The 16291-nt window shown below is 60.0% G+C and carries 11 protein-coding genes; 8 read left to right on the top strand and 3 right to left on the bottom strand.

The annotated features are described in order from the left end of the window. Positions 1–31: 31 nt before the first annotated feature. Entirely contained in the window at positions 32–1117 is a 1086-nt protein-coding gene (locus G547_RS0109990; RefSeq protein WP_211224538.1) for a transporter substrate-binding domain-containing protein, read from the bottom strand. A gap of 61 nt (positions 1118–1178) precedes the next feature. Next, on the bottom strand, positions 1179–1400 hold the full coding sequence (locus G547_RS0109985; RefSeq protein WP_027329736.1) for a hypothetical protein: 222 nt from the start codon (positions 1398–1400) through the stop codon (positions 1179–1181). Between G547_RS0109985 and G547_RS0109980 the strand changes: the two genes are divergently transcribed. The 8 genes from G547_RS0109980 to G547_RS0109945 all read left to right on the top strand — a co-directional run bounded on the left by G547_RS0109980 (position 1399) and on the right by G547_RS0109945 (position 15079). Beyond that, a complete protein-coding gene (locus G547_RS0109980) occupies positions 1399–2400 on the top strand; it encodes a metal-dependent hydrolase (RefSeq protein ID WP_027329735.1) in 1002 nt (333 codons plus the stop codon). The two genes, G547_RS0109985 and G547_RS0109980, sit on opposite strands and share 2 nt — an antisense overlap. Before the next feature lie 8 nt (positions 2401–2408). Further along, on the top strand, positions 2409–3164 hold the full coding sequence (locus G547_RS0109975; protein ID WP_027329734.1) for a TlyA family RNA methyltransferase: 756 nt from the start codon (positions 2409–2411) through the stop codon (positions 3162–3164). A 187-nt stretch (positions 3165–3351) separates the two neighbouring features. Further along, a complete protein-coding gene (locus G547_RS20895; RefSeq protein WP_051235204.1) occupies positions 3352–6849 on the top strand; it encodes a HEAT repeat domain-containing protein in 3498 nt (1165 codons plus the stop codon). Between the two features lie 187 nt (positions 6850–7036). Next, entirely contained in the window at positions 7037–9445 is a 2409-nt protein-coding gene (locus G547_RS20890; protein ID WP_051235200.1) for a putative bifunctional diguanylate cyclase/phosphodiesterase, read from the top strand. A gap of 56 nt (positions 9446–9501) precedes the next feature. After that, positions 9502–10527 carry a response regulator gene (locus G547_RS23995; protein ID WP_027329733.1) on the top strand — a complete coding sequence of 342 codons (1026 nt, stop codon included), beginning with the start codon at positions 9502–9504 and terminating at the stop codon, positions 10525–10527. Further along, positions 10524–11486 (top strand): GGDEF domain-containing protein, encoded by a 963-nt coding sequence (locus G547_RS0109955; protein WP_027329732.1) that lies wholly within the window; start codon positions 10524–10526, stop codon positions 11484–11486. The genes G547_RS23995 and G547_RS0109955 overlap by 4 nt, the downstream gene beginning before the upstream one ends. Positions 11487–11602: 116 nt before the next feature. Continuing rightward, the gene (gene uvrD, locus G547_RS0109950) at positions 11603–13801 is read left to right on the top strand and encodes a DNA helicase II (protein ID WP_027329731.1); all 2199 of its coding nucleotides are present in this window, start codon (positions 11603–11605) and stop codon (positions 13799–13801) included. Positions 13802–13915: 114 nt separating this feature from the next. Next, the gene (locus G547_RS0109945; RefSeq protein WP_036187989.1) at positions 13916–15079 is read left to right on the top strand and encodes a TRAP transporter substrate-binding protein; all 1164 of its coding nucleotides are present in this window, start codon (positions 13916–13918) and stop codon (positions 15077–15079) included. Positions 15080–15113: 34 nt separating this feature from the next. Here the strand turns inward: G547_RS0109945 and G547_RS0109940 are convergent, their stop codons facing one another. Beyond that, positions 15114–16067, bottom strand: a complete 954-nt coding sequence (locus G547_RS0109940; protein ID WP_245573454.1) for a DUF2931 family protein — start codon at positions 16065–16067, stop codon at positions 15114–15116. Positions 16068–16291 lie beyond the last annotated feature (224 nt).

Genomic DNA, 16291 nt, shown 5'->3' with positions numbered 1-16291 from the left:
CGCACGGGCTCAGAGCCCGCGCGAACGCGGCTCAGTTGCCGTCTTCCCCCAGATAGCGTTGAAGGGTGTTGCTCCAGTCATCGTCTTCGATGATGGTGAGCAGGGTGCGGTTGAACAGGTCGCGCCGTTCACTGCCCTCGGGTAGCGCGATGGCGTAGTCCTGACGTTCGAAGGTGCTGGGCAGAACCTGCAAAGGGAACTGCTGACGACTCAGATACTGGAGAATGGGCCGGTCGTAGACCACGGCATCGAAATCACCGTCTGCGACTGCCTGGAGTGCCGTTGGCAGGTCCGCCCGGGTACTGAAGCCGATACCCCGCTCATCCAGATACTGAGCGCTCGCCGAGCGATCGACCGTCACCACGCGTGCATCCGGTAGATCCCCTGGCCCCTGAACGCTGGTTTCCAACTGGCTGACCGTCAAGCTGGTGGCGATGGCGGCGGTGAAACTGGAGATCAGGATGATGGCGGCAAACATCCAGACCAGCGCCACCAACCGGCCCGCGAACGTGACCGGGGCCTTGTCGCCGTAGCCCACGGTGGTCATGGTCACCGCCGCCCACCAGAAGCTGGCGCCAATGCCCTGGGCCGGTGTGCCGCCGAACATGTCGGCGTTCTTGCGCCGCTCGGTCAGCCAGAAGACAAACCCTACCGCCAGTAGCAGCCCCCCTAATGCCACAATGGCCACCATGAACTCCCAGGAAAACAGCCGTTTGACCGCGATCCAGACCGGGTTGCCGGCCTGCGGAACGGCGATCGCCAGGCCGGTGGTGTGAAAGGGGTGGGTGAAGTCCACCACCGCCTCGCGCCCGGCGGTGACGGTCAGTGCCGCTACCGAGGCGTCTAGGGTGCCGTCTTCCAGCCCACGGATCAGGTCAATGAGCTCCACCTCCTTAAATTCGTAGGTCAGGTTCTGGCGCCGGGCCAGTTCTTCCCATAATTCGATGCTGATGCCGGAGAACTCTCCGTCTTCTTCCTTGATCACGAACGGTGGTGCGATTTTGGTACCCACGATCAGTGGTTCGTTGGGGGTGGGCTCGTCAGTTTGGCTCAAAGCAGGCCAAGCGAGGGCCAAGAGTAGGAAGAAAGCGCCGGTTCGCAGCATCGGGAGGGTCACAAGTGAGGCTCCAGTCAGTCAGTGGGTCCTGCCGAGGGACAGGGCGGTTCAGAGTTTGATACTATTCCGTCGCCATGCGCCAGCGGCCAATCCCCACTGATCCGCGGACGAGCGGGTTGTCCGGTAGGTATCGGGTCTCCCGGCGCTTGCCAACAGAATACGGACGATACTCGCTGGCGTTGATAAAAAACGCTGTACGAATTGTAGCGTAGTCCAGCCGCGGTAGCGTGGCGTACTGCTTCTGGTGGCCCTCCCTCCTCAGTTGAACCGGATTACGAATCATGGATTCACTCACTCAAATGGCCCTGGGCGCGTCGGTCGGCGTGGCGACCATGGGGAAACGCGTGCCGGTCTGGCGTTCGGCCCTGGCGGGCGCGGTGGTTGGCACCCTGCCGGATCTGGACTCGTTTGTAGACTACGGGGACCCGATCCGCAACGTCACCTACCACCGCGGTGTCACCCACTCGCTGCTGTATCTGTCCCTGCTCTCGCCTCTGCTCGCCTGGCTGGTCACGCGTTGGTCCCCTGCCGGTGGATTTCGGCGGTGGTGGCTTGCGCTGTGGCTGATTCTGATCACCCACGTTCTGCTCGATACCATGACGGTATACGGCACCCAGTTGGGCCAGCCGTTTACCGATTACCCCTTCGGGGTGGCCAGCCTATTTATCATTGACCCTCTCTATACCTTGCCCCTGCTGGTGGGGTTGGGGTTTGCCTTCACGGGGCGACGACGGGGCAATAGCGTGGCACTGGCGTTGACTACCGGCTACCTGGTCTGGAGCGTGGCCGCCCAGGCGCATGTGTCCGACCGGATAGAGCAGCAGCTGGCTCGTACGGACTGGCCGGTGCATTCCGTGCTGGTCTCCCCGACCCCCTTCAATACCGTGTTGTGGCGGGTATTGGTAATGACACCGGAGCATTATTACGAAGGCTTCTACGCTTTGGCCGATGGCGATACCCCCATCGATTTTGACCGTTTTGATCGCCACCCGGAGCTGCGTGAGGCTTTGGCGGACGACTGGGGCGTTCAGCGGGTGGCCTGGTTCAGCAAAGGCTTTTTCGCACTGGACGAGGTGAATGGTCGAGTGCGCATCACCGACCTGCGCATGGGTCAGGAACCCTACTACAGCTTTAACTTCGTGGTGGCCGAGCGTAGCGAAAACGACTTGCAGACCTTGTCACCCGAACTGGAAATAGAACGCCCCGATATCGCCGCCAGCCTGCGCTGGCTCTGGCAGCGCGCCTTGGGCGAGCCTCTGTCTCCTCCTCGGGATAAACACTAGGAGCCTCTGTGGATCGACTCGATAAAGTACTGGTAGCACGGGGCCTCGTGCAGACGCGCACTCAGGCCCAACGGCTGATTGACGCCGGGCGGGTCAGCGCTTTTGTGTCCGGCACCTGGCAGGTGGTACGCAAGCCTGGGCAGAAAATCTCCGAGGACACGGAGCTTCAAGCCGAGCCGGGAGAGGAAGAACGCTACGCCTCGCGCGGTGGCCTCAAGCTCTGGGGCGCGCTCGAACGCACCGGCGTGTCGGTCGCCGACCGGGTGGTGCTTGATGTGGGCCAGTCCACCGGCGGCTTTACCGACTGCGTGCTGCAGGCCGGGGCAGCCAAGGTGGTGGGCGTGGATGTGGGCCGGGACCAATTGAATCCGGCGCTGCGCCAAGATCCGCGAGTCGTATGCCTGGAAGGTATTAACGCCCGCGACTTGCCAACTGAAATTTTGTTGAAAGAGGCGCCTGAGGGCTTCGAGCGGGTGGTGATGGACGTGTCGTTTATCTCCCAAACATTGATCCTGCCCGGCCTACCGGCCTTGATGAAACCCGGGGCCCATCTGTTGAGCCTGGTCAAACCCCAGTTCGAGGTGGGTCGTGACGGCATTGGCAAGGGCGGTATCGTCCGGGATGAACGGCTTTACGCTGAAGTGGAAGCCCGCATTTGCGACCTCTGTGGCGAGGTGGGACTGGTGGTCGAAGCCTATTTCGATAGCCCCATCAAAGGCGGCGATGGCAACCGGGAGTTTTTTGTCAGTGCAGTGCGTTCATAGTCCGATGGGAGCGCCGGGAATGCCACCACCTCTGAACACTTTTTAGCATATAAATCGTAGGAATCTGACGACAGCTCCCCTATACTCGGCCATTGGTCAAAACCACACCAGTCTGGCTGTGGCGTACCTGACGGTCAATCGGTACCGTTACAAGCAGTCACTACAAGCATAAAGATGTGAGAAGGCAATGAAACCACGAGTGCAAGCAGTCAGTCGCCCCCTGGTGGCGGCTTCCCTCATCCTTCTGCTCGCGGCCTGTGCGCCCGAGGAGAGCCCCGAATCAACAGCCTCCGCCCCTACCGCGTCGTCCTCCGAAGCCCCGGGCAATGCCGTGGCGCCTCTGAGCGAAACCGACGCCGCCGTCGTGGCGTTGAGTGATGCCGAAGTGCAATCCGCGGCCGAGCGGGTGGTCGGTCAATTGAACCTCAAGCCCGCGGAGGGCCTGGGAGTGAAGCTTTGGGCGCCGGAAAAACTCCTGGCGGACCCGGTAGCAATCAATGTCGACTATGAAGGTCGCGTTTGGGCAGCCATTACCAACCGCAGCAACAACTCCGAATTCGACATCCGTGGCTACCCGCATTGGGAATTCCCCTCCATCGGCTTTGAAACCGTGGAAGATCGACGCGAGTTCCTGCGTCAGGATCTGGCCCCGGAAAAGAGCGCGCAGAACGAGTGGCTGCCCGATCGGAATGAGGATGGCTCTCACGACTGGCGGGACCTGGCCGTCGTAAAAGAGGAAGTCGTTCTGCTGGAAGACACCAGTGGCAACGGCCAGGCCAACCAGAGCCGCCGGTTTCTGAAAGACTTTCACAGCGAAGTCACCGACGTGCTCGGCGGCATCTATTACCACAACGAGCTGGATGAGCTGTTCCTGGCCGTGGCGCCCAACGCCTGGCGGGTGAAAGACACGGACGGTGACCTGCAGGCCGATACCAAGACCGCCATCTCCGAAGGCTTTGGCGTGCACATTGGCTTCAGTGGCCACGGTATGTCTGGGGTTACCCTCGGTCCCGATGGCCGGATTTACTACGGTATCGGCGACATTGGCGGCCATATCACGGACGTAGACGGCAATGAATATGCCTATCCCAATCAGGGAATGATTGTGCGCAGCGAGCCCGATGGCAGCCACTTCGAAGTGTTTGCCCGGGGGGTTCGCAACACCCACGAGTTCACCTTCGACAAATACGGCAACCTGATTACCGTGGACAACGACGGTGACCACGAAGGCGAATATGAGCGAGTGGTCTACCTGGTAGACGGCTCTGATTCCGGCTGGCGCACCAACTGGCAGCTGGGCAAATATAAAGACCCGAAAAACAATCGCTACAAGGTCTGGATGGATGAGTCGTACTTCACTCCGCGGTTTGAGGATCAGGCCGCTCACCTGTTGCCGCCGGTGGCTCCCTATCATGCCGGCCCGACCGGAATGGTCTACAACCCCGGCACGGCACTGAATGACAAGTGGCAGGACCATTTCTTCGTGGTGGAGTTTGTCGGCTCCGCCGCCCGCTCCGGAATCAACGCCTTTACCCTGGAGCCCAAGGGCGCCGGCTTTGAAATGACGACCGACCAGAATATTTTCCGCGGCGTTCAGGCCACCGGCCTGGACGTCGGCCCGGACGGCACGCTGTACATGAGCGACTGGGTTTCGGGCTGGGGAATTAATGGCAAAGGTCGCATCTGGAAGCTGGATGCTACCGAGGGCGTAGACAGCGACCTACGGGCCGAGACCCAGGCCCTGCTGCAAGCGGATTTTACCGAGAAGAGCACCGCCGAGCTGAGCGAGCATTTGAGCCACCCGGACATGCGGGTGCGCCAGCGCGCGCAACTGAACCTCGCCGCTCGCGAGGACGAGGACGCCCTTCTGGAAGTGGCCACCACAAGCGAGCACCAGTTGGCCCGCATCCACGCTATCTGGGGCCTGGGTCAGCTGATGCGTGCCGATACCACCCGCTCCGCAGTACTGCTGCCCCTGCTTGAGGACACCGACCCCGAGATTCGGGCACAGGTGGCCAAGGTGCTGGGCGATGTGGCCTACGCCGAGGCCCGGAATGACCTGGTGCCCCTGCTCTCAGACGACAGTGCGCGCGTGCGGTTTTTCGCCACCCAGGCACTGGGCCGTATCGGCAATGCCGAGGATATGGCAGCCGTGGTCGACATGCTGGCAGCGAATGCCGATGAAGACGTTTACCTCCGCCACGGCGGCGCCATTGCCCTGGCCCGGATGGGTGATGAAGCGGCATTGGGCGAGCTTGAAAACCATGCCTCAGAGGCGGTACGCGTAGCGGCGGTGGTTGCGCTCAAGCGACTGCGCAGCGTCGAACTGACCCGCTTCCTGGATGACGGGAGTGAGTACGTCGTGACCAACGCCGCCCGCGGTATCAGTGACGACCGGTTTGTGGAAGACGCCCTGCCGGCGTTGGCGAAGCTGCTGGAAACCACGACCTTTACCAACGAGCCCCTGCTGCGCCGCCTGATCAATGCGAACCTCTACGCTGGTGGTGATGAGTCGGTCGAGCGGCTGCTGGACTTTGCCCAACGTGCAGACATTTCTGGAACGCTTCGGGCCGAAGCCCTTGACACCCTGGCGACCTGGTCTGCTTCCTCCCAGTTTGATCGGGTGACCGGTCGGGTCCGGGGGGTGATCACCCATCCATTGGCCCAGGCCGCTGAGCCGCTGAGCGCCCGGGCGGGTCGTTTGCTGGAAGATGGCAGCCCCGAGGTGCGGGCCTCGGCCGTGAATGCCCTGGCGGCACTGTCTATCGAGGAAGCGACGCCCGCTCTGGTCAGAGCGCTGAGCGACGACGCCAGTGCCCAGGTCCGGGCGGCCGCGCTCCAGGCCCTGTTTGAGCTGGAGTACGCGCAAATGGGCCGGGCGGCAATGACAGCCACCAACGACGCCGATTCTGACGTGCGTATGGCCGCGCTGGCCTTGTTGCCCAAATTGAGTCTTCCGACAGACGAAGTGGTGGAAATGCACCGCTTGCTACTGGTGAATGGATCGGTGGATGAGCAACAGGCAGCCTATCGCTCGCTGGCCAATGTGGACGACCCGAGTGCTCACGCCCTGCTGGGTGAGTCATTGCAGGCTCTGCGCGAGGGTGAGCTGGCGGGTGCGGTGCAACTCGATGTGATCGAGGCCATCAAAGCCACCGAAAACCAGACGCTGCTGGCGGAACTGGAGGCCTACGAGGCGAACAAGAATCGTAACCAGCCGATGGAGGTTTTCCGCGAGGCGCTTGAAGGCGGCGACCCGGCGGAGGGTATGAACCTGTTCCGCTACAGCAATCAGGCTCAGTGCATTCGCTGCCACATGATTGGCCATCGAGGCGCCCGTGTGGGACCGGAGCTGACTCGCATCGGAGAGACCCTGACCCGCGCGCAACTGCTCGAGGCGCTGGTGGACCCCGGTGCCCGGGTACCGCCGGGCCATGGGCGGGTGTCGGTGACACTGAAGGACGGCGAGACAATCAGTGGCTTCTTTGAGGCGGAAACCGAGGACAGCATGACCATTGTCGATGGCGACAACACCGTGGAAGTGGCCCGCTCGAATGTGGTTAAAACCGAGTACTCCGGCTCGGGCATGCCCCCCATGGGCATGCTGCTGGACCGCGGTCAAATTCGCGATATCGTGGCGTACCTGGCCACACTCCCCACCGAAGAGGAGCAGGAGGGACACTGATTCCTCCACCACCGTGCTTCCTGCACGGTTTCCCCTCCCCTGCAATGCCGCCTTCGGGCGGCATTGTTAATTTTGACGACAAATCCCGTGGCACTCGCCCCGTTTTACTGCTTAACTGACTAAGGTCGGCCTATTAAATTTTCAGGGATAGGGCCGGTATTTATTCGCACTTCGTCAGGAGTCGTTTGTGTCGTCGACCTCGTTTAACACTCCAGAAACCCGTTGGCGTCTTGAGTTGTTGGCACCCATCGCCGGATTGCTGGTATTGGTCGCGACGGCCGTAGGGTTTTCCCACACCGCGGCGAAAATCCAGTTCGCCACCGCCGCTTATGTCAGTGGCCAGAGCATCTGGTCCCGGGGTCAGTTGGCCACCGTCTACTATCTCGACCGCTATTCCCTGACCGGCGACCCGAGCGACCTGGTCAGGGCGCGCGAGTGGTTGGCCATCCCGTTGGCTGATCGAAAGGCACGCTTGGCGATGGAGGCCTCCCCCATTCGGGTCGAAGAGGCCAAAGCCGCCATGATTCGGGGTGAGAATCACCCTGAGGATGTGGCTGGTATGGTCTGGCTGTATCGTCATTTTTCCGGCTGGGGCCCATTGCGCAAGGCGGCCGCCGCCTGGGAAGCGTCGGATGAACCCATATTGCGGCTGCAATCGCTTACAGAGCAGATGGCTCAGGCCGAGGAGCCTCGGGCGTTACAAGCCCGGCGCGAGGAACTCTCGGCACTGAACCGACAACTGAACGACCAAAGCGAGCGCTTTCGAGCTGCCATGGTGGAGGCGTCCCGGTGGGTTACCTGGTTTCTGTCCACCGTCAGCGTAGTTTTCCTGGTAGTGGTGATCATCCTCGTCGCTCTTTTGAGCGCCTGGATTCTGCGAGTGCTGCGTCGCTCCGAAAGCCGCTTTCGCGCCATTTTCGAGCAGGCGGCGGTGGGCATTGCCCAATTGGATCGAAACGGCATCATCCGTGATTCCAACCCCGCTTTTGGCCAGATACTCGGGTTGCCTCGGGAGCAACTGGTGGGAGGGCTGTACCGGGAGCTGATTCATCCGGACGATGTGGCCAAGGGCGATGAGTTTCGGGATCAGCTGCACCGACGTGAGCGCTCCTCTTATACCCTGGATTTGCGCTTCAACTGCGTCAATGGCAATACGATTTGGGGGCGGGTCACTGCCTCTGTGGGCCAGGGCCGGGAATTTGTGGTGATTCTCGAGGACATTTCCGAATCCCGGCGGCTTTCCCTGGAGTTGAGTCACCAGGCCACCCACGACGCTCTGACCGGATTGTTCAATCGCCGCGCCTTTGAGCATCGTCTCTTAGCGACCTTGGACCGCGCCCGAACCGAAGGCTCCAATCACACGCTGGCCTTTATCGATCTGGATCAGTTCAAGGTCATCAACGACACCTCCGGGCACTTCGCCGGCGACCGCTTGCTGCAGCAGGTAGTGACGATCTTCCGCCAATGCCTGCGTGAGGGCGATATGCTCGCGCGACTGGGCGGTGATGAGTTCGGGGTCGTATTCGAGCATTGCGACCCGGGCCTGGCAGTTCAGGTGGCGGAGAAACTGCGCGCTGCCCTGGATGAGACACCCTTTGCCTGGGAGGGAAACAGTTACGGCATCAGTTGCAGCATCGGCCTGGTGCCTATCAGCCCTGACACGCCGGATGTGGAACACCTGCTCAAAAGCGTAGACATCGCCTGTTATATCGCCAAGGAAAATGGGCGCAACCGCGTGCACCTGTCCAGCGACAAAGATGAAGCCCAGCGTGAACGGTTGGGACAGATGCAATGGATCCACCGGGTGCGCTCGGCCCTGGCTGAAGACCGCCTGTTCCTGGAGGCTCAGCGCATTGTTCCGGTCCGCGAGGGGGAATCGGCGCTGTGCTACGAGGTGTTGGTCCGGCTGCGCACCGAAACCGGGGAAGTGGTGCCCCCGGGCGTCTTTCTGCCGGCGGCCGAGCGCTTCGGCGCAGTCCACCAGATTGACCGTTGGGTAGTACGAGAGGTCATGCGGCAGCTGGCGCGGCATCCGGCTCACCTGGCCGAGCTGCAGTCCTGCCATATCAACCTCTCGGGCGGGTCCCTCGACCAGGTGGATTTCGGCCCTTTTGTCATCGACGCGCTTCGGGAATTTGATATTCCGCCGGAAAAAATCTGTTTTGAAATCACCGAAACGGCGGCGGTCAACAACCTGGCCGAAGCCCTGAATTTCATGGAATTACTGGGGGATCTGGGGTGTCAGTTTGCTCTGGATGACTTCGGCACGGGATTGTCCTCGTTCAGCTATCTGCGGCGGTTGCCAGTGCACTGCCTCAAAATCGATGGCGTGTTTGTGCGGGATATTGTGGAAGACGAAACCGACCGGGCCATGGTTCGCGCCATTAACGAGATTGGCCAGACGCTGGGGAAACATACCGTGGCCGAGTTTGTCGAGACCGATGAGGCTCTGGAGTGGTTGCGCCGCATCGGGGTAGACGGCGCCCAGGGTTATGGCATTCACCGGCCCTGCGCCTTCGAGATTCTGCTGGCAGAGACCCAAGCACCAGAAGCCGTCACGACTGAGTCACAAGATGATGATTTTAGTGCCAAATAGCCATAAAGAATCTGTAACATGAGAGGGAAAAGCCTCGATACCATCGGAACCGAACCATGACGACGCCGTTGTTAATCTGTGACGACTCCCTGGTCGCCCGCAAGCAAATGCTGCGCAGCCTGCCGCCCGACTGGGATGTGCGGGTCAGCTTTGCCAGCGATGGCGAGGAGTGTCTGCGTTATCTGCTCGAGGGGCGGGGCGATATTCTGTTGCTCGATCTGAATATGCCGGTGCTCGATGGGTATTCAGTATTGCAGGAGATTCGTGCCCGGGATCTGCCCACGCTGGTTATCGTGGTCTCAGGGGATATTCAGCCTGAGGCGGAACAACGGGTGCTCGATCTGGGTGCCATGACGATGATCCGCAAACCCACGGAGCCGGCGACACTGCATCGAGTGCTAAGGGAGTTCGGCCTCTATACGCCTTCGGAGCACAGCGAAACACTGCTTGAGACAGAGGAGTCCCTGCCCAACACCACCTGGCACGACGTCCTCCAGGAGCAGTCCAACATTGCCATGGGTCAGGCTGGCGATCTGCTCGCGCGACTGTTGGGGGTGTTTGTTGAACTGGCGGTGCCGCGGGTCAGCATGCTGGCGGCGAGTGAGTTGACCATGGCGCTCAGTGCCGGCAGCAGCCACCATAAATGGTCCGGGGTCTGTCAGGGCTTCATTGGCGGTGGACTCGCCGGGGAGGCGCTACTGCTGTTCAGTGACAGTAGCATCGATGATATGGCGGACCTGTTGGGCTATGCCGAGAACGACGCGGACCAGCGGGATCTGGAAGTGTTGATGGATCTGTCGGGTATTCTCGCCGGGGCCTTCCTCAAGGGCTTGGGTGAGCAGCTCCACCTCTCCCCACGGATCACCCCACCCGCGGTGCTCGGCACCCACGTCACCATAGATGACATGATCAATCACAACAGCCACTTTTGGGAGCAGATGCTGACCATTGAGGTGTCATTTGCGGTCGAGGGACGCGATATCCTCGGCAACCTCCTGCTGTTGTTTACCGAAGACTCCATTCCCCGCCTGCAGGAAACCCTGGACTACCTGCGGCCCGACCCCGAGGACAACCCGTCGTGAATCACGTCCCGTTTACGCTCAGCGATGTCCATTGGCTGATGGAGCTGCTGCAGACCGTCGAGGTCGGCATTGTGGTGCTCGATAACGACAACCGCGTGCGGACCTGGAACGGCTTTATGGAAAATCACAGCGGCATCGCCGCCGGTGAAGCTCAGGGGGAGGCGCTGTTCGGGCTGTTCGACGATCTGCCTGAGGATTGGCTCAAGCGCAAGCTCGACACCGTGCGCCTGTTGGGCGTTCGAGCGTTCAGTGTGTGGGAGCAGCGCCCCTACCTGTTTCGCTTTCGCAATCGTCGCCCGGTCACTGGCACCGAGCCCTACATGTTTCAGAACATTACGTTTTTCCCGCTGACCGATCGGCGTGGCGAGGTTGATGCCGTCTGTCTCTTGGTATACGACGTGACCGATATGGCCAGTAACCGTCGCCAGCTCGAGCGCACCAACGCCCAGCTTAAGCGGCTGAGCCAGACCGACGGCCTGACCGGTCTGTTCAACCGGGCGACCTGGGAGGCCTTTCTCCATACTGAATTTGAGCGCCATTATCGCTACGGCTCGGAAGCGGCTCTGGTGATGCTGGATATCGACCATTTCAAGCCAATCAACGACACCCATGGCCACCAGGCGGGCGATGAGGTGATCCGCCAGATCACCAGCCTGATCAAGTTCAACCTGCGCCAACCGGATATCGCCGGGCGCTACGGCGGCGAAGAGTTCGCTGTGATCCTGCCGGAGACCAATGTCGCTGGCGCGGAATGTTTTGCCGAGCGTATCCGGGCGGCGGTCGAACAGCAGCCGGTGCAATGCGTCGCGACGCCCTTGAACATTACCGTCAGCCTGGGAGTGGCCCCCTTGGCCACGCGCTGCGCCAGCGCTGACGATTGGCTTAAAGCGGCGGACGAGGCACTCTATAGCGCGAAGGACCGTGGTCGCAACCAGGTGGTCGTCTCGGCGTTCCCTTGACAGGCTCCGCCGAAAAGCTGTACGTTCATACATACCACAAAGCGGGGCGACCTGAAAGCCGGGCCAAAACGGAGTACACTGTCGCGCCCCAAACTCACTGACGCCGCGACCAGCCAATGGATGTATCAGCCCTGCTCAACGACTTGAACGACGCCCAGCGCGAGGCCGTTTCGGCCGAGCCCGGTAACCAGTTGATTCTGGCCGGGGCCGGCAGCGGCAAAACCCGTGTACTGGTGCACCGGATTGCCTGGCTGATTCAGGTGGCCCAGGTCTCGCCCTACTCCATCATGGCGGTAACCTTCACCAACAAGGCCGCCCGGGAAATGCGGGCCCGCCTGGAGCTGTTGCTGTCGGACACCGGTCAGCCGGTCAACACCCGCAGCATGTGGGTCGGGACGTTTCATGGCCTGGCCCACCGCCTGCTCAAGGCGCACTGGCAGGACGCGGGGCTGCCCCAGAACTTCCAGATTCTCGACAGCGACGATCAGCTGCGCCTGATCAAACGGGTCTACCAGCGCCTTGAGCTGGATGAGTCCAAATGGCCCTTCCGCCAGGCCCAGTGGTTTATCAACGGCCAGAAAGACGAAGGGCTGCGCCCCCAACACATTGTCGACAACGGCGACCCGTTCATCCGCACCATGCTGATGATTTACCGCGCCTATGAAGAAGACTGCCAGCGCAGCGGTCTGGTGGACTTTGCCGAACTGCTGCTGCGGGCTCACGAGCTGTGGTTGCACAAGCCTCACATTCTTGAGCACTACCGGCGGCGTTTTCCGTTTGTGCTGGTGGATGAGTTTCAGGACACCAACAGCATTCAGTACGCCTGGTTGCGCGTACTCGCGGGGGATAGCTCCCGGGTGACCGCCGTGGGCGATGATGACCAGTCCATCTACGGCTGGCGCGGCGCGCGAATCGAGAACATTCAGCGCTTCACCGATGACTTCCCCGGCACCCACACCATCCGCCTGGAGCAGAATTACCGCTCCACCGGCACCATCCTGCGGGCGGCCAACGCGGTGATTTCCCATAACTTCGGGCGCCTGGGCAAAGAGCTCTGGACCGAGGGTGTTGACGGCGACCCCATCTCACTCTACGCCGGCTTTAATGAGCAGGACGAAGCCCGTTTCATCGTTGAGCGAATTCAGGAGTGGGTTAAGCAGGGCAACACCTACTCGAGCAGCGCCATTCTCTACCGCTCCAATGCTCAGTCCCGGGTGTTGGAAGAAGCGCTGCTGCGCGAGGGCATTGCCTACCGTATCTACGGGGGTCAGCGTTTCTACGAGCGTCTGGAAATTAAAAATGCCCTGGCCTATATGCGCCTGATTGCCAATCCTGACGACGACACCGGTTTTGAGCGGGTGGTCAACACGCCCACCCGCGGTATCGGCGGAAAAACGGTGGACGCCATTCGCGAATGCGCCCGGGAGCAGAACCTGTCGCTCTGGCAGGCATCGGCCCAAATCGTCGCCAACGGCGCCCTGCCCGCCCGCGCCAACAACGCGCTGAAAAGCTTTATGCAATTGGTGGATTCGCTCGCCGACCACGCCACGGAAAAGCCCCTGGATGAAGTGGCTCAGTTGGTGCTGGATGAAACCGGCTTACTGGAATTTCACAGCAAGGAAAAAGGCGAGAAAGGCCAGGCCCGGGAGGAAAACCTGCAGGAACTGGTTAACGCCTGCCGCTTCTTCGACGCGCCCGAAGAGGACGAGCTGACGGTATTGCAGCAGTTCCTGGACACCGCGGCACTGGATGCCGGGGAAACTCAGGCCGATGAATTTGAAGACGCGGTGCAACTGATGACGTTGCATTCGGCCAAGGGCCTGGAATTTCCATTGGTGTTCCTGGCGGGTGTGGAGGAAAACCTCTTCCCGCACAAGATGTCCATGGAGGACCCGGACCGGCTCGAAGAGGAGCGGCGCCTGTGCTACGTGGGCATTACTCGCGCCATGGAAAAGTTGTACATCTGCTACGCCGAAACCCGCCGCCTCTACGGCAGCGAGACCTTTAATGCCCTGTCCCGGTTTGTACGCGAAATTCCCGCCGAGCTGATTCAGGAAGTGCGACTGAAAACCTCGGTCTCGCGGCCCATGACGTATGGGGGTGGCAATTACGGCCACAGTGGTAACGCCAGTCTGACCGACTCCGGTGAGGAAACCGGCTTTCATCTGGGCCAGCGGGTCAGCCACGGCGTGTTTGGAGAAGGTGTGATCCTGCACTTCGAGGGCCAGGGCGCGACCGCCCGGGTGCAGGTCAACTTTGACGATGATGGCAGCAAGTGGCTGGTGCTGCAGTACGCCAAGCTGGTCCCCATGTAGCGCTGCAGTCGCGCATGGCACGGGGGTGTGAGCAAGAACGGTCTTGTTTATACCCTCCGGGATCGGTGGCATACTGTTTGGTTCTACCTGACATCGCTTAGAACAGCCGTGCTTATGACAATAAAAGAATCTCGTCTCAATATTTATCCGCTGATCATACTGGTGCTCGTGGCGGCGCTGGTGAGCGTTTTCGCTCTGCTGGTCATGGAGCGAGCCGACAGCTCACCCTCACAACAACAGGGTCCGCTTGGCGAGCAAACCATCTACCGCTGGCGCATGGTGACCACCTGGCCCAAGGATTTTCCGGGGTTGGGCACCACCGCGCAGCATTTTGCGGACATTGTCGAGCAGATGAGCGGAGGCCGAATTACGATTCGCGTTTACGGTGCCAACGAACTGGTGCCCGCCATGGGGGTGTTCGACGCCGTCTCCGACGGCAGCGCGGAAGTGGGCCACGGTGGCAGTTACTACTGGCGCGGTAAAGCTCCCGCGGCGCAGTTTTTTACCACCATTCCCTTTGGTATGAACGCCCAGGAAATGAACGCCTGGTTACATCACGGTGGGGGTCTGGAGTTGTGGCGGGAAGTGTACGAACCGTTCAATATCATTCCCTTTCCCGGTGGCAATACCGGCATCCAGATGGCCGGCTGGTTCAACCAGGAAATCGACAACATTGAGGACCTTAAGGGACTGAAAATGCGCATCCCCGGCTTGGCCGGTGACGTCTTCAATCGGGCGGGCGGCAGCTCCGTCAATATCCCTGGCGGTGAACTTTATACCTCGTTACAGACTGGCGTCATCGACGCCGCCGAATGGGTCGGTCCCTCCAATGATCAGGCCTTTGGTTTTGACCAGATCGCCCAATACTATTATTACCCCGGCTGGCAGGAGCCGGGCTCCACCCTGGAGCTGATTGTCAACAAAACCGCCTATGAGTCTCTGCCGGAAGACCTGCAGGCCATCGTGACCCACGCCGCCCGCTCCGCCAATCAGGACATGCTCGATCAGTACACCGCCCGCAACCCCGCCGCCTTGAAATCCATGGTCAGCAAAGAAGGTACCGAACTCCGTCGCCTGCCGGATGATGTGTTGCAACGGCTGTACGAGATTTCACGGGACCTCTTTGAAGAGCAGGCCAGCCAGGACCCCATGTTCAAAAAAGTGTGGGATTCTTATCGGGGCTTTCTGGCTGATGTGAAGGATTACCACAAAATTACCGAACACACGTACTACGACATTCGCGAGCAGGTGCAGGAGCGCGCCGAGCGTTCGGAGTAATCCGTCACGCTGACCGACGGTGGCTCACCGCTTGTCAGTTGAATTCTTCCACAGTGAATTTTTCCAGCGTGGTGGTATTGTCGCCTTCATCTCGCAGGCGAATTTGGGTTTCGCTTCTGGGGATGGTGGGTGCGATGTCCAGGTACAGCCGCCTTTCGCCGTCGGCCATAGACTCGAATACTTTCAGCATTTCGTCTTCATCGAAGTGAATGATAAAGAGGTGGCCGTCGCTCTTAAAGCTGATTTCCCGTGGCATAGGTAAGGTGCCATCGCGAGGTTGTTCAACGTTGTAGGGAGGCCGTAGGTGGTAGCGTTCACCGTTCAGGTACTTTAAGTGAACCGGCAAGTGAGGTTCGGGCATTCGATAGAAGCGGGGTTCCCAAGGATATTCTTCACGAAAGCGAGACCACTTGTCGATGGGGACAACACCATTCTGCGCCTCGCTAAGTGCTTTTGAAAACCGGTCTCTGGAGAGTGTTTCCATTCGAAACTGTGCTCTAGGATCGGGGTGCTGACTTTGAAATGTCGACTCCCAGAACTGAGTCCAATCATAGTCAATAGGCTGGGCCTTTCCAAAGAAAATCTCCTCTTGCTTCCCTGAACCCACAAGCCAAACCGCCACATGACCTCCTGGCGTTATACCCGCGACGATTTTTCGGAATGAGGATTGAGGTGCGCCTTCAGCAGCTGCGGTGTATCCCTCATTGAACCTTTTCACAATGAGATTGCGGGGCAAGTCAAATTCCCCTTGGTAAAATTGATCTTCGGTAAACGAGTAGAAAGTGATCGAAAGATTTTCAGGTAGGGGCTTCTTCTCCGGCCCGACGACGTGGGTGGACACGGGTTTTCCCCAGCCGTAATAGAGTAGCTTGCTGTCTGGATTATAAAGACCACTATCTCCGTCCGGGTAGACGAACGTGCCTTTTATGATTTGCATTGGATAGTTTAGAGGGGATGCTTCTGACGCTATCCATTCGTATTCTGCCATGGTCTCCTCGCAGCCTGACAAAGTAAGCAATATTGAAAGGTAAATAATGAGTTTGTAACAACTAGCCGTCATAACGTTTTCTCGACTTTCGGCCGTCCACGATTCTGGGTTCCATACCGATATCTCCGAATCTGGCCGACATGTGGAGGTGCTTGTTTCTGACGATATGCAGGAGAGCATCCTCCCGGTCCCATACGTCTGGCGTGGCGCATTCGCACAAGGAT

The organism is Marinimicrobium agarilyticum DSM 16975 (assembly GCF_000423345.1).
Taxonomy (GTDB): Bacteria; Pseudomonadota; Gammaproteobacteria; order Pseudomonadales; family Cellvibrionaceae; genus Marinimicrobium; species Marinimicrobium agarilyticum.
Note: the sequence above shows the minus strand (reverse complement) of the source record. Positions and strands in the feature narration are given on the sequence as shown.